The following is a 19,051-nucleotide window of genomic DNA, read 5'->3' as shown; positions in this document are numbered from 1 at the left end:
AACGGAAAGCTGGGATCAAGAATGGCCGCGCCAGCCAAGCGACTGGATTTGGGAAGCCTGCCGGAGCAGGGAATAGAGTTCGTGCAGATGGAGACCGTCGATCTAGACGGCGCGCTCCGCGGCAAGTTCCTGCCGGCCGCGAAGGTGAAGCCGGATTCGCAAGGCGCTTTCTGCACCATCGTTTATCAGTTTACGCCGGTCGACGACGTCTGGGTGACGAGGCACAGCTCCTTCGACAACGGCTTCCCCGACATGGAGGCCCGTCCGGATCCGGACACGGCCGTGCCGCTCAATTGGCGCGAGAACACCGCCGCCGTCATTTACGACATGTACAATCCCGACGGCTCGCCTTATCCGCTCGCGCCGAGGTCCGTCCTGAAGAAGGTGGCGTCCCGCTTCCAGGAGACGGGCTACGAACCCATGTTCGGCATCGAGTTCGAAGCGTTCGTCATGCATGCGGACGAGGGGCTTATGGCGGAAGGCCGCCATCACGAGATGAAGCCCCTCGGCGCCATGCACAATGCCTATCGGCTTGCGGAATCGGACGGCGCGCGCGAGCTGGCATGCGCTTTCATGCAGCGGATGCGCGGCGCGGGCGTGGAGGTGGAAGCGTTCCACACCGAGCTCGGGTTCGGCGCCTTGGAGTTCGCGCTCGCGCCTGCCGGGGCTGTCGCAGCAGCCGACAATGCAACGCGCGCCAAATCCTATTTCCGCGCGCTCTGTGCGGAGCGTGGCTTGGTCGCGACGTTCATGGCCAAATGGAAGATCGGCGAGTCCGGGTCCGGCGGCCATGTGCACCAGAGCCTTTGGCAGAACGGGCAGAACGCGTTCTTCGATCCCGCGCGGACCACAATGTCGGACCCGGCGCTGAGCTACGCGGCCGGCCTCATCAAGACGATGCCGGAGTTCTCGATCCTGTTCCGGCCGAACGTCAATTCGTACCGCCGGTTCGACTACAAGTCCTGGTCGCCGGAGAATGCATCCTGGGGTTACGACAACCGGAGTGCCGCGCTGCGCGCCATCCGCCAGCCGGGCCGCAACGCTTTCCGTTTCGAGCATCGCGTGCCGGGCGCCGATACCAATATGTATCTGGTCCTTGCGGCCATGCTCGCCGGCGGTCACCTGGGACTGACGAGCAAGCTCGCGCCGCTCGCAGGCGCCGAAGGCAATGCCGCGCTCGATCCCAATTGGGCGCGCCTGCCGTCCTCCTTGCCCGAAGCGACCGAGATGTTCCGCAATTCCGAGATCGCCAAGGATTACCTGGGCAGCGCCTTCGTCGAGCACTACGCGGCCTCTCGGGACATCGAGTGGCAGCACTGGCTGGCGTGGCAGGCCGAGCAGGTCACGCCGTACGAGCTGAAGCGCTACTTCAAGACGGTTTGAGCCCGCGTTTCTCGCTTTCCGTTTCCTTCAACGACAATCTACGTGGTCCCCTTATGAGCGAATTGCACCCCACCCTGAAAAACATCCTGTCTCAGCCTGAAAACCCCAATGCCGTTCCGGTGGAGGTGCAGGATCCGAACGAGGCGAGAAAAGAGTGGAAGGGAGATATGGCGGGCGTGGATGCGCCGGCCCCCCATATGGGGCGCGTCTGGGAATTCGAAATACCAGGCCCCGCAGGATCCATCCCCGCGCGGGCCTATCAGCCGGAGGGGCTCGTCGGTGAAAAGCGCCCCCTTCTGATCTACTACCACGGTGGCGGCTTCATCCGCGGCGACATCGACACGCACGATTCCATTTGCCGGGTTCTCGCCAGCAAGGCCGGCTGTCTCGTCGTGTCGCCGGCCTATCGGCTGGCCCCGGAAAACCCCTTCCCCGCGGCAGCACACGATGCCTACGCGGTCGCTGAATACATGAGCGCCAACGCAGCCGCCTTCGGCGTCGATCCGGATCGGATCGCAGTCGGCGGCGACAGCGCGGGCGGCAACGTTGCAATCGCGGCCTGCCTCCAGGCCCGGGACAAAGGCGGCCCGAAAATCAGGTATCAGCTTCTCATCTACCCGGTGACGGACCTCACGAGCCAGAACGAGTCGAAGCGCCTCTACTCGAAGGGCTACCTCCTGAACAGCATGCCCTTCTATATCGCGAGCTACCTTGGCCCCAACGGTGACGGAGGCAACGAGCTGGCCTCTCCGCTGCTCGCGAAAGATCTATCGCGGCTGCCGCAAGCCCTGGTCATCACCGCCGGTTTCGATCCCCTGCGTGATGAGGGTCAGGACTTCGCTCGCAAGCTCGCGGCAAGCGGTGTCGAGGTGAAGCACAAATGCTACGAGGACATGATCCATGGCTTCGTTTCGCTTCGCGGTCTTTTGCCGGAAGCAGACGCGGCGCTCGGCGAGTGCGCCCGTCATATGGCCGAAGCATTAGGCGGAAAATCCGCCTGATGCCGTTTCTCTTTCTCTTAGCAAAAAACGTGAATTGCTTTTCGAAACTGATTGACCTCAATGGGCACATCGTCACAGGCTAAGAGCAACCAATCAATCATTAGACCATTGGTCCAATAGGTGCTATATCATTGTGCATGTGCACAAAGCGCGCGCATAGACAATGAGAGCAAAACACGTGAACCCCTCTGCTCCCGTTAAACAGCCGGATCATTCGATCGGCTCCATCAGGGCCACAGCGACTTACGAGCTGGTCGTCGAGCAGCTTCGCAAGGCAATTTTCCTCGGCCGCTTCATGCCGGGAGACAAGCTCCCTCCCGAGCGGGATTTGGCCACGCAGATGCTCGTATCTAGAACGACGATCCGCGAGGCGATCCGCGTACTCGAAGGCGAGGGGTTGCTCGCGGTCAAGCGCGGCGCTGCGGGAGGTCTCATCGTGCTCGGCCAGAACCGGCTGAACAATGCGGAGATCGAGGCCTACATGGAGACCCAGAGGGGTCTTCTCGACAGCCTCTTCGAATACAGGCTGGCGAACGAATGCGCTGCAGCTTCGCTCGCGGCCGTGCGGCGCGACAAGAAGCATCTCGCCCGCCTGCGCAGTGCGCTCACCGAAATGGATGCGCTGTGTGCGAACAAGGAAAGCCGCGCGAACATCTCCAACATCGCACGCTTCTTCGCCTGCGACTCCGAGTTTCATCTCGCCATCGCCGAAGCGTCCATGAACCATTTTCTTTTCGAGGCGGTCGAGCAATCGCGCGCGGCGATGTTCCTGCCCGTCGGAAAGGTGTTCAACCGCCTGGAGGATCGCGCGAACGATCATCATCAGGGTATCTACGCGGCGATCGAGAGCCAGAACAGTGAGCTTGCCGCGCAGCGCATGAAAATGCACATCGAGGCGACGCGCGTGAGTTTGTACAACCTCATGCCGAAGCCCGCGAAATCGAAAAAGTAGAGACCACGCGTCGCCGAGAGGCGATCCTTCATTCGAGAGCTGGAAGACCCTGGTGACCGTTCCCGTGAAGATTCTCGCCATCATGCCCGGCGGCATGGCCGGTGTCGAAGAAACAGGATGCATCGGAAAAGTCGTGCAGGATCGGGGGGCTGACCTCCACTGGTCGTTCAGGTTGAAGGGCGACGCGCTCCCCGAACAAACGACGCAGTTTGACGGGCTGATCGTGTTCGGCGGCGAGATCGGTGCTCACGATCCGCGCTATGCAGATTATTTCGACGGCCTGTTCCGGACGATCCGCGCGTTTCACGAGGACGAAAAGCCGGTATTCGGATCCTGCCTCGGCGCGCAAAGCATCGCTTGCGCATTGGGCGGCGGTGCCATGCCGCAAGGCTTCTTCGAGTTCGGGTTCACGGAGCTCAGGGTAAAGCCCGAAGCCGCATCGGATGCGCTGCTCCACGATACACCCGAGAGCATTCCGCTTTTTGAGATGCACAACGACACGCTGGCGTTACCGCCGGGGGCCGTTCACCTGATGCACGGCGACAATATTCCAAACCAGGTGTATCGCGTGGGTGCGAAGACCTATGGCTTCCAGTGCCACTTCGAAGCCGAGCGCGAGGTCGTGGACATCTGGCTTCGCAGGGAACTCTCGTCCGAGACCGGCCATTCCGAGGCGGAGATCGCGGACATGGCTGCGAGGATGGACCGCGAGTTCGCGCAGTTCGACGCTGCTCAGCGCGCGTTCGGTGAGCGCGTGATGAACCGCTGGATGGATCTCTTCTAGAGCATTCCGCGTCGGCCCCCGCGCACCCTTTTCAATGACGTCACGATCAGTGAGCCAGCACCCTTTTGGGGTGGCGGGCTCGCTGCGTTTTGCAATCATCCGTTAAAGGCCAGGATCTGGCGAAAGAGTGCTCCAGCAGAGGTCAAGATGACGGCCTCGTAGCACCGCCGCCGGCGGCTCCAATTTTCTTCGGCCTCAGATGGGAACCTTCGCGCCCGTGCCGCGTTTTGCTGAGTTCGCCGCTATCGGGGGTGCACGAGAGCTAGACTTTTTTTGTCGATCCGTCCGCTGAGCCCGGCCGATGACTGTCACATCGGCTGGCGCAGTTTGCCTATCACGCAGCACAAAGGGGTGAGTCCAGAAGAGCAATGTCGGAGAGCCCAGTACCTCTGGATCTTCAGGACTTCATCCTGAGGCACATCGATTCGATCGCCCAGATAGAGGCTCTGCTTCTTCTACGCCGCCACGAGGAAGAGGTTTGGGATGTCACCTCCACGGCCAGACGACTCTATATCTCAGAGCAGAGCACGGAGGAGATCCTTGCCAATCTGTGCAACGACGGACTGCTCGCGTGCGGGGACGGAATATACCGGTATGCCGCTCGTTCTCCGGAGATTGAGCAAATGGTGGCGCGTCTGGCCGAGACCTACAAGAGCAACCTCATCGCCGTTACCAACATCATCCACTCGAAGCCGCGCCGAATTCGGGAGTTCGCCAATGCGTTCAAACTGAGAAAGGACCGTGGATGATCGTCGCGACCATCTACAGCCTCTGTGCCATGACGGCCCTCTTGTGCACGTACCTCTTGCTGAATGCTTACGCGAAGAGCGGCTACCGTCTGCTGCTCTGGAGCGGACTTTGCTTCGCGGGTCTCACCATCAACAATCTTCTTCTGGTGATCGACAAGCTTGTCATTCCCGATGGTGACCTTTCGTTGTGGCGCACGGCGAGCGCGCTCGGCGCGATGATGATCCTCCTCTATGGCTTGGTGTGGGATTCGGAATGAACGATCAGGTCAACTCCGTTCTGCTCGGTGCCGTGGCGATGGCCTCTCTGATGGCCTCGCTTTTCTTCCTCAAGTTCTGGCGGCAGACGCGGGACGTATTTTTTCTGTTGTTCGCCGTCGCTTTCGGTGTCGACGGCATCGGCCGCTTCTATCTCGGCGTCAATCCGTCGTTGGAGGAGCATGAGCCGGTCTACTACTTCGTGCGGCTCCTCACGTTTTTTCTCATCGTCTTCGCAATCGTTCTGAAGAACAAGCCCCGACGGGGATAGTGACGGCACGTGCTCTCGTCCACGCTTTGACGCAACCGATACGTATCTCGTTCGGAGCAACTAGATGACCGACTTAGGCCCAGGCGTAGCGTCCTCAGAGGAAGTTCCCCTCTCAAAGCCCGCGAACGGCCGGGACATGAGCGGCCACCTCGGCGAGCTTTTGTACAATCTCCAGGCCATGCGTCAGGGTGACTTCTCTGTGAGGCTGCCGGGCGATTGGCCTGATCTGTGGGGGCGGGTGGCCGATGCCTTCAACGAGATCGTCTCGACGAACGAGCGCATGGCCCAGCAGCTCGATCGCGTCGGAGAGGTGGTCGGGCGCGAGGGAAAGACCAAGCTGCGCGTGCGCATCGGCACTCCGGCCGGTGCCTGGGGCGAAATGGAATCCTCCATCAACTCCCTGATCGACGACCTCTTGTGGCCGACGGCGGAAGTCACGCGCACCATTCGCGCGGTCGCGCAGGGAGACCTGCTGCAGAAGATGCGTCTCGATGTCGACGGCCGCCCGCTCGCCGGCGACTTCCTGCGCTCGGCCACCATCGTCAACACGATGATCAACCAGCTCTCGATCTTTACCTCCGAGGTGACGCGCGTGGCGCGTGAGGTGGGCACGGACGGAAAGCTCGGCGGTCAGGCCCAGGTGAGCGAGGTGACGGGCGTCTGGAAAGACCTCACCGAAAGCGTGAACTCGATGGCTTCGAACCTCACGGCCCAGGTGCGCAACATCGCCGACGTCACCATCGCAGTCGCCAACGGCGACCTTTCGAAGAAGATCACGGTGGACGTGCGCGGAGAGATCCTCCAGCTCAAGGAAGCCATCAACACCATGGTGGATCAGCTCCGCTCGTTCGCGGCGGAGGTGACGCGCGTCGCCCGCGAGGTCGGCACGGAAGGCCGTCTCGGCGGCCAGGCTGTCGTGCCGGGCGTCGCAGGCACCTGGAAAGACCTGACCGACAACGTGAACCTGCTGGCGGCGAACCTCACGACGCAGGTGCGCAATATCGCTGAGGTGACGACGGCCGTGGCGCGCGGCGATCTCTCGCGCAAGATCACGGTGGACGTGAAGGGCGAGATCCTGGAGCTGAAGAACACCATCAACACCATGGTGGACCAGCTCAATGCCTTTGCCTCCGAGGTGACGCGCGTCGCGCGTGAAGTGGGCACCGAAGGCCGTCTCGGCGGCCAGGCACAGGTTCCGGGCGTCGCCGGTACCTGGAAGGATCTCACCGACAACGTCAACTCGATGGCTGGCAACCTCACCAACCAGGTGCGCAACATCGCGGAGGTCGCCACCGCCATCGCCGGCGGGGACCTCTCGAAGAAGATCACCGTCAACGTCAGCGGCGAGATCCTTCAGCTCAAGGAGACCATCAACACGATGGTCGATCAGCTCAACGCCTTCGCCTTCGAGGTGACGCGCGTGGCGCGTGAGGTGGGCACCGAAGGCCGCCTCGGTGGCCAGGCGGATGTGCGCGGCGTTGCGGGCACATGGAAAGACCTCACCGACAGTGTGAACTCGATGGCGAGCAACCTGACGACCCAGGTGCGCAACATCGCCGAGGTGTCCACGGCCATCGCCAACGGAGACCTTTCGAAGAAGATCGCGGTGGACGTGCGCGGCGAGGTGCTGGAGCTGAAGGAAACCATCAATACGATGGTCGATCAGCTCAACGCCTTCGCGGGCGAGGTGACACGCGTCGCCCGTGAGGTCGGCACCGAAGGCAAGCTCGGCGGCCAAGCCGTGGTGCGCGGCGTCGCGGGCACTTGGAAGGATCTCACCGACAGCGTCAATTCCATGGCGTCGAATCTCACCGGGCAGGTGCGCAACATCGCCGAGGTCGCGACCGCCGTGGCGCTCGGAGACTTGTCCAAGAAGATCACCGTCAACGTCAGCGGCGAGATCCTTCAGCTTGCCGAGACCATCAACACCATGGTGGATCAGCTCAACGCCTTCGCCGCCGAGGTGACGCGCGTCGCCCGTGAGGTCGGCACCGAAGGCAAGCTCGGGGGGCAGGCCCAGGTGCCGGGCGTCGCGGGCACCTGGAAGGATTTGACCGACAGCGTCAATTCCATGGCCTCCAACCTCACCAATCAGGTGCGCAACATCGCCGACGTTGCAACCGCGATCGCCAACGGAGACCTTTCGCGCAAGATCACGGTCGATGTGCGCGGCGAGATCCTGCAGCTCAAGGAAACGCTGAACACGATGGTGGATCAGCTCAACCGCTTCGCGGGAGAGGTGACGCGCGTGGCGCGTGAGGTGGGTACGGAAGGCCGTCTCGGCGGGCAGGCCAATGTCCCGGGTGTCGCGGGCACGTGGAAGGATCTGACCGACAACGTCAACCTGCTCGCGGCAAACCTCACGACGCAGGTGCGCAACATCGCCGACGTCACGACCGCCGTGGCGCGGGGCGATCTCTCGCGCAAGATCACGGTGGATGTGCGCGGCGAAATTCTCGAGCTGAAGGCCACCATCAACACCATGGTGGATCAGTTGAACGCTTTCGCGGGCGAGGTGACCCGCGTGGCGCGCGAGGTCGGAACGGAAGGCAAGCTCGGCGGACAGGCGCAGGTGCCGGGCGTCGCCGGAACTTGGAAGGACCTTACCGACAGCGTCAACTTCATGGCGTCCAACCTCACCGCCCAGGTGCGCAACATCGCGGAGGTCGCAACCGCCATCGCCCAGGGCGATCTCTCGAAGAAGATCTCGGTGGACGTGCGCGGCGAGATCCTATCGCTCAAGGAAACGCTCAATACGATGGTGGAGCAGCTCCGCTCGTTCGCGGCGGAGGTGACGCGCGTGGCGCGTGAGGTGGGCACCGAAGGCCGCCTCGGCGGGCAGGCCGTCGTGCCCGGTGTGGTGGCAGGCACCTGGAAAGATCTCACCGACAGCGTGAATTCGATGGCCGGAAACCTCACGGCCCAGGTGCGCAACATCGCCGAGGTGACGACGGCGGTGGCGCGAGGTGACCTCTCGCGCAAGATCACGGTGGACGTGAAGGGCGAGATCCTGGAGCTCAAGAACACCATCAACACGATGGTGGATCAGCTCAATGCCTTCGCCTCCGAAGTGACGCGCGTCGCCCGCGAGGTCGGCACGGAGGGCAAGTTGGGCGGCCAGGCTCAGGTTCCTGGCGTCGCCGGTACGTGGAAGGATCTGACCGACACCGTGAACGTGATGGCGGCCAACCTCACGGAGCAGGTGCGTGGCATCGTCAAGGTGGTGAATGCCGTCGCGGGCGGCGATCTCAAGCAGCGCCTCACCGTGAATTCGAAGGGCGAGGTCGCTGCCCTCGCCGAGACCATCAATGACATGACGGACACGCTGGCCATCTTTGCCGATCAGGTGACGACGGTGGCGCGCGAAGTGGGCGTCGAGGGCCGCCTCGGCGGACAGGCCAACGTGCCGGGCGCTGCCGGAACGTGGAAGGATCTCACCGGCAACGTCAACCTGCTTGCCGACAATCTCACGAACCAGGTTCGCGCCATCGCCGAGGTGGCGACCGCTGTGACCGAGGGAGACTTGACCCGCTCGATTCAGGTGGACGCCCGCGGAGAGGTGGCGGAGCTGAAAGACTACATCAACACCATGATCGACAATCTCCGCCTCACCACCGAGCGGAACACGGATCAGGACTGGCTGAAGACCAACCTCGCGCGCTTCACCGGCATGCTGCAGGGCCAGCGTGATCTGACCACGGTTGGCAGCAGGCTTCTTTCCGAGCTGGTGCCCCTCGTGCGCGGCCAGCAAGGCGTCATCTATCAGATGAGCCCCGACGACAATCAGAAGCTCAAGCTTCTCGGCAAGTACGCCGATCATCCCGATCGCGGCTATCCTCAGACCGTGGAGCTGGGCAAGGGGTTCATCGGCCAGTGCGCTGTCGAGAAGCAGCGCATTCTCGTGACCGACATACCCGAGGACGTGGTTCCGGTGGGCGCGGGGTTGCTGGAAACCCGGCCGCGCAGCATCGTCGTGCTGCCCGTGGTCTTCGAAGAGCAGCTCAAGGCCGTGCTCGGCATCGCGTCGCTCTACGAGTTCGACAAGGCCCACCTCACCTTCCTCGAGCAGTTGACCGCCAGCATTGGCATCGTTCTCAACAGCATCGAAGCCACCATGCAGACCGAAGCGCTTCTGAAGCAGAGCCAGAAGCTCGCCCAGGAGCTGCAGGAGCAGAAGAAGGAGCTGCAGACGACGAACGATCAACTCGGCCAGAAGGCACAGCAGCTTGCCGAGCGCAACGTCGAGGTGGAGGCCAAGAATCAGGAGATCGAGCACGCCCGCCGAGCGCTCGAAGAGAAGGCGACCGAGCTCGCGCTCACCTCGAAGTACAAGTCCGAATTCCTGGCGAACATGTCCCATGAGCTCAGAACGCCGCTCAATAGCATCCTTATTCTGGGCCAACAGTTGAGCGAGAACGCAGACGGAAACCTCTCCGACAGGCAGGTGGAGTTTGCCCGTACCATTCACGGAGCCGGAAGCGATCTGTTGAACCTCATCAGCGACATCCTCGATCTATCCAAGATCGAATCCGGAACAGTGTCCGTCGATGCGGAAGAGCTGCATCTGCCGAGCCTGCTCGACTCCATCGCGCGCCCGTTCCGCCACGAGGCCGAGAACCGCAGTCTGTCGTTCGATGTGGACCTCAGTCCGACGCTGGGCCGCAGCATCGTCACCGACGCGAAACGGCTTCAGCAGGTGCTCAAGAACCTTCTTTCGAACGCCTTCAAGTTCACCGAGAGCGGCGGCGTCAAGCTCACGGTCTCGTCGGCGACCGGCGGCTGGAGCTATGACCATCCAACGCTCAATGGCGCGCCGTCCGTGATCGCCTTCGAGGTGACGGATACCGGCATCGGCATTCTGCCGGAGAAGCAGAAGATCATTTTTGAGGCCTTCCAGCAGGCGGATGCCAGCACCAGCAGAAAGTACGGCGGCACGGGATTGGGCCTCGCGATCAGCCGCGAGCTGTCGAGCCTTCTCGGCGGCGAGATCCAGTTGCACAGCACGCCCGGCAAGGGCAGCACGTTCACCCTTTTCCTGCCGCAGAAATATTCGGCGCCGGTGAGCGTGGTCGCGGATGCGGAGACCGTGGCCCGGAACAGGACGCGTCTCGAGCCGCCGGTGCTCCGTTTGCCGGAGCGCGTGGTGGAAACCGTTGAGGACGATCGGGACGACATCGCGTCCGGCGATGCTGTCCTTCTGGTCGTCGAGGACGATCCGCACTACGCACGCATCGTCGCCGACCTCGCCAAGGACAGCGGCTTCAAGGTCGTTATCACGCAGAGGGGAGCCGACGCGCTGGCGCTCGCCAACGAGTTCAATCCCAACGCCATCTCACTCGACGTCTTCCTGCCGGACATGCTGGGGTGGAGCGTACTGAGTCAGCTCAAGCAGAACCCGGCCACACGTCACATTCCGGTGCAACTCGTCACACTGGACGAGGATCGTCAGCACGGACTGGCTCAGGGCGCGTTCGCCTTCCTCACCAAGCCGGCAACGACTGAAGTCCTTCGCGAGGCGCTGGAGCGCATCAAGGAGTTCAGCGCGAACCGGCGCCGCCGACTTCTCGTAGTGGAGGACAATCCGGCCGAGCAGATGGGCATCAGGGAGCTGCTGAGCCACGAGGACATCGACATCGACACGGTTTCGAACGGCGCCGAGTGCTTGAGCTATCTACGCGTGACACCCGTTGATTGCGTCGTGCTCGATCTCAAGCTTCCCGACATGACGGGCTTCGAGATCCTGGAGACGTTGGGCGACGACGCCGAGCTGTCCAGCATTCCCGTGGTCGTATTCACGGGCCGCGAGCTGTCTGCGGAAGACGATCAAAAGCTGCATTCCATGGCGCGCAGTGTCGTCGTCAAGGGTGTGGAATCGCCGGAGCGTCTCCTGGATGAGACCGCGCTCTTCCTGCATCGCGTCGTGCCCGATCTGCCGCCTGAGAAGCAGCGCATGCTCGAGCGCCTCCATCGCTCGGACGACGCGCTGGTGGGCCGTTCGGCGCTTCTGGTGGATGACGACGCCCGCAACATTTTCGCGCTGAGCAGTGTGCTCGAACGGCGGGGAATGAACGTCTTGACCGCGACAAACGGCGCCGAGGCGATCGGGTGTTTGCGGGAAAGCCCTGAGATTTCCATCGTTCTCATGGACATCATGATGCCTGAGATGGATGGCTATGAAACCATGCAGGCCATTCGCGCCGAAGGGAAATGGAGGCGGCTGCCGATCATCGCCCTGACGGCGAAAGCCATGAAGGGCGACCGGGAGAAATGTCTGGAAGCGGGAGCTTCGGACTACTTGGCGAAACCCGTCAACACGGAGCAGTTGCTGGCCTCGTTGCGCATGTGGCTGCACCGCTAGGAGGGACGACGTGCTGCCGGAAGCAGTGAACATCCTGCTCGTGGACGATCAACCTTCGAAGCTCCTGAGCTACGAGGTGATCCTGCGTGACCTGGGAGAAAACCTGATCTCCGCCAACTCGGCAAACGAGGCCCTGGCAGTTCTCCTGAAGACGGATGTCGCCGTCGTTCTCGTGGACGTCTGCATGCCGGATCTCGATGGATTCGAGCTCGTTCAGCTCATTCGCGAGCATCCCCGCTTTCAGAACATCGCCGTGATCTTCATCTCCGCTGTTCTTCTCTCTGATCTCGATCGCATCCGCGGATACGAGTTCGGCGCGGTGGACTACGTCCCGGTCCCGGTCGTTCCGCAGATCCTGCGTGCCAAGGTGAAAGTCTTCATCGAGCTTTACCGCAAGGCGCGCGAGCTCGAGCGCCTCGCCGCAAACCTCGAGCGGAGCGTGGCGGAACGAACGTCGGAGCTGGAGGCCTCCACGGCGCGTCTGAGCAAGAGCGAGGAACGTTTCCGCCAGGCCCTCGCCGCAGCGAAGATGGGAACGTGGCGGCATGATCTCAGTAATCGCATGAGCCAGTGGGACGAAAGCCTGAACGTGATTCTCGGGCTTCCTCCCGAGGACAGCACGTGCCCGACGGACGAGTGGCTGAAGAGGATACATGAGCAGGACGTGGGCGCCGTCACGGAAGCATGGCAAAAGGCCATCGTCACGCGTGGCGCCTATGAGGCCGAGCTGCGCGTGAAGCACAGCGACGGCACGATCCGGTGGCTGCGTGAGCAGGGCCACTACGTTCCCGGCGTCAATGGTCTGCCAGGCTCCCTGACGGGGCTCGCGCTCGACATAACCGAAAGAAAGCAGGCCGAGGAAGCCCGCTCGCTGCTGATCGACGAGCTCAATCATCGTGTCAAGAACATGCTGGCCACGGTGCAGTCCATTGCCTTGCAGAGCATGATGGGCGCGCAGGGCGAGCAGAAGGACCGCTTCCTGTCTCGCATCCACGCCTTGGCGACCGGCCACAATCTTCTGACCCAGAGCCAATGGAACGGCGCGCGCCTGGTCGACGTGCTCGATGCGCTGTTCGCGCCTTATCGCGACGAGACACCGCGTCTCCTTCGCGATGGCGAGGACGTGGTGCTGTCTTCCCGTGATGCCATATCCGTCACCCTGGCCATCCACGAGCTTCTCACCAATGCGGTCAAATATGGGGCCTACTCCGTGCCCGACGGAAAGATCGCCATCTCCTGGAGCGTCGACCCCGCGCCGCAGAAGCAGCGGCTGCATTTCAGGTGGAAGGAGAACGGCGGGCCGCCGGCCGTCGAGCCGAGCCACGTCGGCTTCGGCACGCGCCTCTTGAAGTCCTTGGCGGCGCAATCGAACGGCGAATACGCCTGCGAATTCACCGACAGAGGTATTTCGTGTGAACTATTCCTTCCGATCGACGGGTAATGACATGGATCCGCTGAACGGTAAGCGCATCCTGGTGGTGGAGGACGAGCCTCTCATCGCGATCGTGCTCGCGGACATCCTGCAGGATGCGGGATGCATCGTCGTCGGCCCAGCCTACGACACGCGCCAGGCCCTCGAATGCATCTCTCTCAATTCGATCGACGCGGCGGTGCTGGACGTGAACCTCGGCTCTGGCCAGACCTCTGCGCCCGTCGCGGACGTTCTGAACGAGCGCGACATTCCCTACATCTTTGCGACGGGATACGGCGCCAGCGCCTTGCGCTTCGAGGATCGCGACAAGCTCCGTGTCGACAAGCCCTACGATGCCCACAAGATCTGCGAGACGCTGCGCAAGTGCATGTGAGGCAAGCGTCAGGGTCTCAGGCGGCGGTCTCGCGCCGTTGAGAGGCCGGCACCCCATGCGGCTCGATGAGGAATCGGCTCGGGTCGTGCTTGGCCGCAAAGCGGTTTCCATACTGGAAGACATCAATGTAGCAGGAGTCGATGCAGGCCGCGCAGTTCGTGCAATCGCCGGACAGGATCAGGTGTGTGCCCGCTCCCTTGAGGGCGGGCGTGATGACGTGAGGCTCCGGGCACGCCTTGAAGCAGGCACCGCAATCCGTGCAGGCGGATCTGTTGATGGCACTCACCCGTACCACGCTCTTGGATCCGATCAGCCCGTAGAAGGCGCCGACAGGACACAGGTGGCTGCACCAGCCGCGCCGCGTCACGAAAAGGTCGAGCATGAAAACGGCGGCGATGACGCCCCATCCCGCACCCATGCCGAAGATGAGGCCGCGCTGAAGCAGGCTCACCGGGTTGACGAACTCCCATGCGATCGTTCCGCTCAACGCAGACGCGAGGAGGGCCGCCACCATCACCCAGATGCGCGTGCGCTTGTCGAGCTTGCGGTCGCGCGTCAGGCCCAGCTTCTCGCGCAGCCAATAGGCGGTGTCCGTCACGACGTTGACCGGACAGACCCAGCTGCAATACGCCCGTCCGCCGACGAGAAAATAGAACGCCGAAATGAACGCTACGCCGATCACGGCGAGCGCGATGGGCTTGTGCCAGGCTGCAAGCGATTGCAGGAAGATGAAAGGGTCCGCGAGCGGCAGAACGCCGACGATCTCGCTCGAAGCGAAGTTGCCGCGCGCGATCCAGATGCCGAGCCACGGGCCGGTGAGGAAGATACCGAGCACGGCGAGTTGCGAGATTCGCCGGATAAGCCAGAAACGATGAGCGAACAGCCAGCCCCGCCGCGCCGCCGCGTAGGATCTCGCGTCCGACGTCATGCGCTCGATATACGGCTTGAGGGCACCCATCCTAGAGATCTCGCTTCAGCGTTCCGTGTCCAGTCACGGGCCGCCCCGCGTGATTGCGGCCGGCCTTGCCTTGGCCGAGCGGACGCGGCAGCACGCGGATGGCCGCTTCCTCGAGCACGCATTGCTTCTCGCAGGTACCGCAGCCGGTGCACTTCGAGGAATGTACGGTCGGAATGATCATCTGCCGCCCGCGAATGGTCTGCTTCTCGAGCGTGATGGCTTCGTCGCGAATGGGGCAGACACGATAGCAGATACTGCAATGCATGCCCTTGTAGTTGAGGCACGTCTCGTGGTCGACGAGCACGGCAATCCCCATGTCGGCATGGCGGATGTTGGGGATCTCGCGATCGAGTGCGCCGGTGGGGCAGGCCTTAGCGCAGGGAACGTCATCGCACATGAAGCAGGGTACGTCGCGGGCTACGAAGTAGGGCGTGCCGAGGGCAGTCTCCTCGCCCATGGTCGCGAGCTTCAACGTGTCGTAGGGGCAGGCCCGCACGCAGAGCCCGCATCGGACGCAGGCGGCCAGGAACTCCTCTTCCTTGATGGCACCGGGTGGCCGCAGCGCTTTCGCATCAGTTGCGCGGGCGGTCCGGATGTATTGGTCGAGGGCGACGGCTGCGAGGCAGGCGACGCCGGCCGATTTGGCGACGTTTCCTATGAAATCGCGACGGGACACTCTGTTGGAGCTGGCGCGTGCCGGCGTCCGGGCTGCGGGCCGTTCCTGCGTCTTGTCTCTGTCCCCGTTGCGGAGCGCGCTCTCTCCGCTGCCATCGCCAGTGCGTCCGTCTTTCATGAAACCACTCTTGCGCGGTTGAAATACGTGCGTCGAAAGCGTCGTCGGCTGGAATGCACGAGGCGCGCGTCAGCAGCAGACCGCCGACAAAAACCCGCGTGACGCGCGAATATGCGCTCTGTCACGCCGTTCAGTTTGACGAGAAGGTTTACGGTCGGCAATCAAAACAGAAACCTTACACGCAATGTAAATTTCGATCCGTTTTCAGCGCGGGTTCCGACGGTAAGAGAGAAGAAAATATCCTCGCTCTCCGATCGTCTTCGAGACCCTGCGATGGTAGGCTCGAAGAGTCGCAGTGCGATGTTGCGTCGCTGCAGGTTTGTGAGTAATAGGAAATAAAATTTATTTCCAAGAAGTGACGCTACTGACGCAGCGAGGCTTCGGTTATGCGCATTTTGGTGATCGAAGACGATCCGGAAACCTGCTCCTTTGTCGGGAATGGGTTGCGGCAGGCAGGCCACACCGTGGATTCCGTTGGTAACGGCAAGGACGGCGTGCTGCTGGGTATCCAGGAAGACTACGATCTTGTGATCCTGGACCGGATGCTTCCGGGCCTGGATGGCCTCGCCGTCGCGCGCACGCTGAGAAGCAGCGGGCGTGCCGTTCCGATCCTGTTTCTGACTGCGCTCGGCGGCATCAACGATCGTGTTCAGGGGTTAGAGGTCGGCGGCGACGACTATGTCGTAAAGCCTTTTGCTTTTTCCGAGCTTTTGGCGCGCGTCAACGCGCTCGGCCGCAGGTCGCCGATGCGCAACGAGCATGAAAAGCTCGTGGTGGGTGATCTCGAGATGGATGTCGCCCACCGGATCGTGACGCGCGGCGGCAGGCAGCTCAACCTGCTTCCCAGGGAGTGCCTGCTTCTCGAGATCTTGCTGCGCAGCAAGGGGCGTGTCGTGCTCCGCACCATGCTGCTGGAGCGCGTGTGGGGCTTCCGCTTCGAGCCGAAGACCAGCGTCGTCGAGACCTATATCTCTCGACTAAGAGCCAAGGTCGACAAGCCGTTCAAGACGGCCTTGATCCATACCGTGCGCGGCTGCGGCTACTCCATATATGAAGAATGAGATCTTCCTGACGCGCTACAACCTGCAGGTGGCGGGTTGCGTTGCCGTGATTCTCCTGATCGTCTCGAGTTTCGCGTTCGCAGGGCTTTGCCTCGAGTCCCAGGCCGAGATTGCGTCTCGCATCCAGGAGCGTGTCGATCGCATCCTGGCATCCCTCGTCGCATACGAGAACAGTCACGGCTTCCCGCAGCTCGTCAGCTTCGTTGGCGCGAAGGGTGCCTGGGATGAGGATGATGCGGTGTTCGTCTCGATCAAGGATCGGAACGGCGACGTCATTATTCACACCTCCTCGGAGATTTCGGCGCGTCAGGCATGGCAGGCGGAAAACCTGTCGATCCACTCCGCGCGCGTAGGCACCGGCTTTTCGAGCAATCGCTTTTATGTAGCGGCCGCGCCGTTCTCCGCCGGACGCCTTCTCGTCGGCCAGACGGATGTAAAGGCGTTCGAGAAGCGCACGGAATTGCTCGCCGCGTTTGTGGCGGTCAATGGATCGGTGTTGGCCCTGGCATTTGCCACGTGGGCCTTCCTGTCACGCCGCTCGCGCCAGCGTATCGACGTCATGAACACCACGTTGGCCGCATTCTCGTCAGGCGACATCGACAGGCGAATTATCTTCCAAGGCGGCACAGATGCACTGTCCGAGCTCGCCTATGCCATCAATACGTCGCTCGACTATTCGCGCAATCTCATTCAGACGCTGAACCAGACCTCCACCGATATTGCGCATAATTTGAAGAAGCCGATGACGCGCCTGCGCCAGCGTCTCGAGCTCGTCAGCACTGGTGTGCTCAGTCAGGACGAGTTCAAGCGCAAGATCGAGGAGAACATTCAGGATATCGATTCCCTCATCGCGATCTTCGAAGCGCTTTTGAATATCGGCCAGTTGCAGTCGGGAAATTGGCGATCGCGCTTTGTCGATGTCGATCTGGTCGCGCTGGTGTCTCACGTCATTGATGTCTACGAGCCGATCATATCCGACCACGATCTCCATCTTGAGGCGGCCTTGCCGGAGGGGCCGATCCCCGCCGTGCAGGGCGACCGTGAGCTGCTTCTCGAAATGATCGTCAATTTCGTTGAGAACGCGATTCAGTACTGCCCGGCCGGAACCACCATTCGCATCGGCATCGACCAGGTGCGGGGTGGCACGGACATCATAATTGCCGACAACGGCGCTGGTGTTCCCCCCGATGAGATGCGCAATTTGTTTCAGCGCTTCTATCGGCTTGAGACGTCACGCGCGAAGCCGGGCCATGGCCTGGGAATTCCTTTTGCCGTCGCCATCGGTGAGCTTCATCGCGCGGTGGTTGAGCTTTGTGACAACAATCCCGGTCTCAAGGTCCTCATTCATTTCCCGGCTCGCCCCGTCAGAGTGACGCCGCAAGCTCAACTGCGCATGCGCTCCGGTTACCGCGTGCGGCACGTCCGGCGCTAAGTGCGCGGACGAAATTTGATTCCTGTCAAATTTGTAAGGGTGCTTCGAGGCGCTTGAAAGAATGATCCCGCATTCTGCCGAGCGTGATGTCGTTTCCTCCTTAGCGCGACAACGCAGATGCAGGCGGGTCCGGTGCGAACCATCCGCTCTGTGCCCGCCGCAACTGCCTCAGCGGTCGCTCCGGGAAGGACACGACGGCCCTGCCGTTCGGCGGCGGGCAGAAAGAAGAAAAGACGTGGCTCTCGTGAGGGTGCGCATCCTTGCGAGGCAACGGAAAAGCTTTGCTCCTCCGGTGACGGCCTTACGAATGGGCCGCCGCCGGCAAGAAACAAAATTGGAAACGCACGAATACGAATTGGAGGCTTCTTATGGCAGAGCAGACGGCTGTTCTTGTCGCCGGTTCCGGCAGCGCTGAACGCATCCCCGACGCGGAGATCTTCGCTGCGCCGCGCTCGCGGGCGACGCGTGCGATCCTGATGGCGATGAGTGCCGTGTCGGGTGTCGCCGCTGTTCACCTCCTCGCGGCCGGCGTGCCGATGGAAGCGTCGCTGACGTGGCTGCTCGTTGCGGTCGCGTTCGCTGGCGGCCTGCTCTCCACGTGGTCTCCGTGTGGATATTCGAGCGTCTGCCTGCTGCGCCCCAGCGGAAAGTACTCGCTGCGCTCGGTCGTGGCCTGGTCGCCTACGCTCGTCGCGCACGCCATCGGCTATGCGCTCGGCGCGCTTGTCCTCGGCGGTGCGCTTGGCGTAACGGGCGCCGTGCTCGGTCTCGAAAGCGTACACGCCTACGCCATTCCGGCCTTTGCCGCCCTGCTCGTTGCTTACGGCGCCCATCAGTTCGGCTTCGTGAAGGTGCCCTATCCGCAGCGCCGCTGCCAGGTGCCGCATGACGCCCGCCAGCGCTTCCCGAAGTGGGTGATCGGGCTCCTGTACGGCTTCTCGCTCGGCCTCAACTATCTCACCTACGTGCAGACGCCCTTGCTCTATGCCGTCACGGGGGCCGCGCTCTTCTCAGGCTCCGTGACATTCGCCGTCGGCGTCTTCCTGGTGTTCAATCTTGGCCGCTTCCTGCCGCTCGTGCTCAACGCGCTTCCGCTGACGGACGCGTCGATCACCGGCTGGCTAGCACGCAATCAGGAAAACGCGGCGATCGTGGATGGCATGCTCCTCGTGGGCTCCGGCTTCGCGATCGCGGCGATGCTGATCGCCTGATCCCCTAGGCCAAACGGCAAATCCCTTTGTCACGAATT

General features: G+C 62.2%; 15 protein-coding genes. 13 read left to right on the top strand and 2 right to left on the bottom strand.

From position 1 onward, the window contains the following. Nucleotides 1-21 precede the first annotated feature (21 nt). From PE058_RS00815 to PE058_RS00770, 10 genes are all read left to right on the top strand, one after another. Nucleotides 22-1,383 (top strand): glutamine synthetase family protein, encoded by a 1,362-nt coding sequence (locus tag PE058_RS00815; RefSeq protein ID WP_271029608.1) that lies wholly within the window; start codon nucleotides 22-24, stop codon nucleotides 1,381-1,383. Between the two features lie 53 nt (nucleotides 1,384-1,436). Continuing rightward, complete coding sequence (locus PE058_RS00810; RefSeq protein WP_083929135.1) at nucleotides 1,437-2,384, top strand: alpha/beta hydrolase; 948 nt, start codon at nucleotides 1,437-1,439, stop codon at nucleotides 2,382-2,384. Between the two features lie 178 nt (nucleotides 2,385-2,562). Continuing rightward, complete coding sequence (locus tag PE058_RS00805) at nucleotides 2,563-3,336, top strand: FadR/GntR family transcriptional regulator (RefSeq protein ID WP_020085627.1); 774 nt, start codon at nucleotides 2,563-2,565, stop codon at nucleotides 3,334-3,336. 52 nt (nucleotides 3,337-3,388) lie between these two features. Then, nucleotides 3,389-4,120, top strand: a complete 732-nt coding sequence (locus tag PE058_RS00800) for a type 1 glutamine amidotransferase (protein ID WP_271029607.1) — start codon at nucleotides 3,389-3,391, stop codon at nucleotides 4,118-4,120. 368 nt (nucleotides 4,121-4,488) lie between these two features. Next, complete coding sequence (locus PE058_RS00795) at nucleotides 4,489-4,869, top strand: hypothetical protein (RefSeq protein WP_271029606.1); 381 nt, start codon at nucleotides 4,489-4,491, stop codon at nucleotides 4,867-4,869. Then, nucleotides 4,866-5,126, top strand: coding sequence for a DUF5985 family protein (locus PE058_RS00790; RefSeq protein ID WP_020085624.1), 261 nt, complete (start codon nucleotides 4,866-4,868; stop codon nucleotides 5,124-5,126). Before PE058_RS00795 ends, PE058_RS00790 begins: the two co-directional genes overlap by 4 nt. Next, complete coding sequence (locus PE058_RS00785; RefSeq protein ID WP_020085623.1) at nucleotides 5,123-5,395, top strand: DUF5985 family protein; 273 nt, start codon at nucleotides 5,123-5,125, stop codon at nucleotides 5,393-5,395. The genes PE058_RS00790 and PE058_RS00785 overlap by 4 nt, the downstream gene beginning before the upstream one ends. A 136-nt stretch (nucleotides 5,396-5,531) precedes the next feature. Further along, entirely contained in the window at nucleotides 5,532-11,753 is a 6,222-nt protein-coding gene (locus tag PE058_RS00780) for a HAMP domain-containing protein (protein WP_271029605.1), read from the top strand. Between the two features lie 10 nt (nucleotides 11,754-11,763). Then, nucleotides 11,764-13,194 carry a sensor histidine kinase gene (locus tag PE058_RS00775; RefSeq protein ID WP_020085621.1) on the top strand — a complete coding sequence of 477 codons (1,431 nt, stop codon included), beginning with the start codon at nucleotides 11,764-11,766 and terminating at the stop codon, nucleotides 13,192-13,194. Nucleotides 13,195-13,198: 4 nt separating this feature from the next. Next, a complete protein-coding gene (locus PE058_RS00770) occupies nucleotides 13,199-13,558 on the top strand; it encodes a response regulator (RefSeq protein ID WP_020085620.1) in 360 nt (119 codons plus the stop codon). A 16-nt stretch (nucleotides 13,559-13,574) separates the two neighbouring features. Here PE058_RS00770 and napH read toward each other — a convergent pair whose 3' ends face one another. Both napH and napG read right to left on the bottom strand, forming a co-directional pair. Beyond that, on the bottom strand, nucleotides 13,575-14,516 hold the full coding sequence (napH, locus tag PE058_RS00765; RefSeq protein ID WP_020085619.1) for a quinol dehydrogenase ferredoxin subunit NapH: 942 nt from the start codon (nucleotides 14,514-14,516) through the stop codon (nucleotides 13,575-13,577). Between the two features lies 1 nt (nucleotide 14,517). Further along, nucleotides 14,518-15,309, bottom strand: coding sequence for a ferredoxin-type protein NapG (gene napG / locus PE058_RS00760; protein WP_020085618.1), 792 nt, complete (start codon nucleotides 15,307-15,309; stop codon nucleotides 14,518-14,520). 386 nt (nucleotides 15,310-15,695) lie between these two features. Here napG and PE058_RS00755 point away from each other — a divergent pair, with 386 nt between their 5' ends. The 3 genes from PE058_RS00755 (at nucleotide 15,696) to PE058_RS00745 (ending at nucleotide 19,013) form a co-directional block, all read left to right on the top strand. Then, nucleotides 15,696-16,370, top strand: coding sequence for a response regulator (locus tag PE058_RS00755; RefSeq protein ID WP_020085617.1), 675 nt, complete (start codon nucleotides 15,696-15,698; stop codon nucleotides 16,368-16,370). After that, nucleotides 16,360-17,802, top strand: coding sequence for a sensor histidine kinase (locus PE058_RS00750; protein WP_020085616.1), 1,443 nt, complete (start codon nucleotides 16,360-16,362; stop codon nucleotides 17,800-17,802). The genes PE058_RS00755 and PE058_RS00750 overlap by 11 nt, the downstream gene beginning before the upstream one ends. Nucleotides 17,803-18,170: 368 nt before the next feature. Then, on the top strand, nucleotides 18,171-19,013 hold the full coding sequence (locus tag PE058_RS00745; RefSeq protein WP_271029604.1) for a cytochrome c biogenesis protein CcdA: 843 nt from the start codon (nucleotides 18,171-18,173) through the stop codon (nucleotides 19,011-19,013). The last annotated feature ends 38 nt before the right edge of the window (nucleotides 19,014-19,051 follow it).

The sequence above is a fragment of the Hyphomicrobium sp. DMF-1 genome, assembly GCF_027886585.1.
Lineage (GTDB): Bacteria > Pseudomonadota > Alphaproteobacteria > Rhizobiales > Hyphomicrobiaceae > Hyphomicrobium_C > Hyphomicrobium_C zavarzinii.
Note: the sequence above shows the minus strand (reverse complement) of the source record. Positions and strands in the feature narration are given on the sequence as shown.

What these genes read in the sequence shown, in the direction of transcription:
- PE058_RS00815 (WP_271029608.1), top strand. Translation starts at nt 22, where the DNA reads ATGGCCGCGCCAGCCAAGCGACTGGATTTGGGAAGCCTGCCGGAGCAG.
- PE058_RS00810 (WP_083929135.1), top strand. Translation starts at nt 1,437, where the DNA reads ATGAGCGAATTGCACCCCACCCTGAAAAACATCCTGTCTCAGCCTGAA.
- PE058_RS00795 (WP_271029606.1), top strand. Translation starts at nt 4,489, where the DNA reads ATGTCGGAGAGCCCAGTACCTCTGGATCTTCAGGACTTCATCCTGAGG.
- PE058_RS00790 (WP_020085624.1), top strand. Translation starts at nt 4,866, where the DNA reads ATGATCGTCGCGACCATCTACAGCCTCTGTGCCATGACGGCCCTCTTG.
- PE058_RS00785 (WP_020085623.1), top strand. Translation starts at nt 5,123, where the DNA reads ATGAACGATCAGGTCAACTCCGTTCTGCTCGGTGCCGTGGCGATGGCC.
- PE058_RS00780 (WP_271029605.1), top strand. Translation starts at nt 5,532, where the DNA reads ATGAGCGGCCACCTCGGCGAGCTTTTGTACAATCTCCAGGCCATGCGT.
- PE058_RS00770 (WP_020085620.1), top strand. Translation starts at nt 13,199, where the DNA reads ATGGATCCGCTGAACGGTAAGCGCATCCTGGTGGTGGAGGACGAGCCT.
- napH (WP_020085619.1), bottom strand. Translation starts at nt 14,516, where the DNA reads ATGGGTGCCCTCAAGCCGTATATCGAGCGCATGACGTCGGACGCGAGA.
- napG (WP_020085618.1), bottom strand. Translation starts at nt 15,309, where the DNA reads ATGAAAGACGGACGCACTGGCGATGGCAGCGGAGAGAGCGCGCTCCGC.
- PE058_RS00755 (WP_020085617.1), top strand. Translation starts at nt 15,696, where the DNA reads ATGCGCATTTTGGTGATCGAAGACGATCCGGAAACCTGCTCCTTTGTC.
- PE058_RS00750 (WP_020085616.1), top strand. Translation starts at nt 16,360, where the DNA reads ATGAAGAATGAGATCTTCCTGACGCGCTACAACCTGCAGGTGGCGGGT.
- PE058_RS00745 (WP_271029604.1), top strand. Translation starts at nt 18,171, where the DNA reads ATGGCAGAGCAGACGGCTGTTCTTGTCGCCGGTTCCGGCAGCGCTGAA.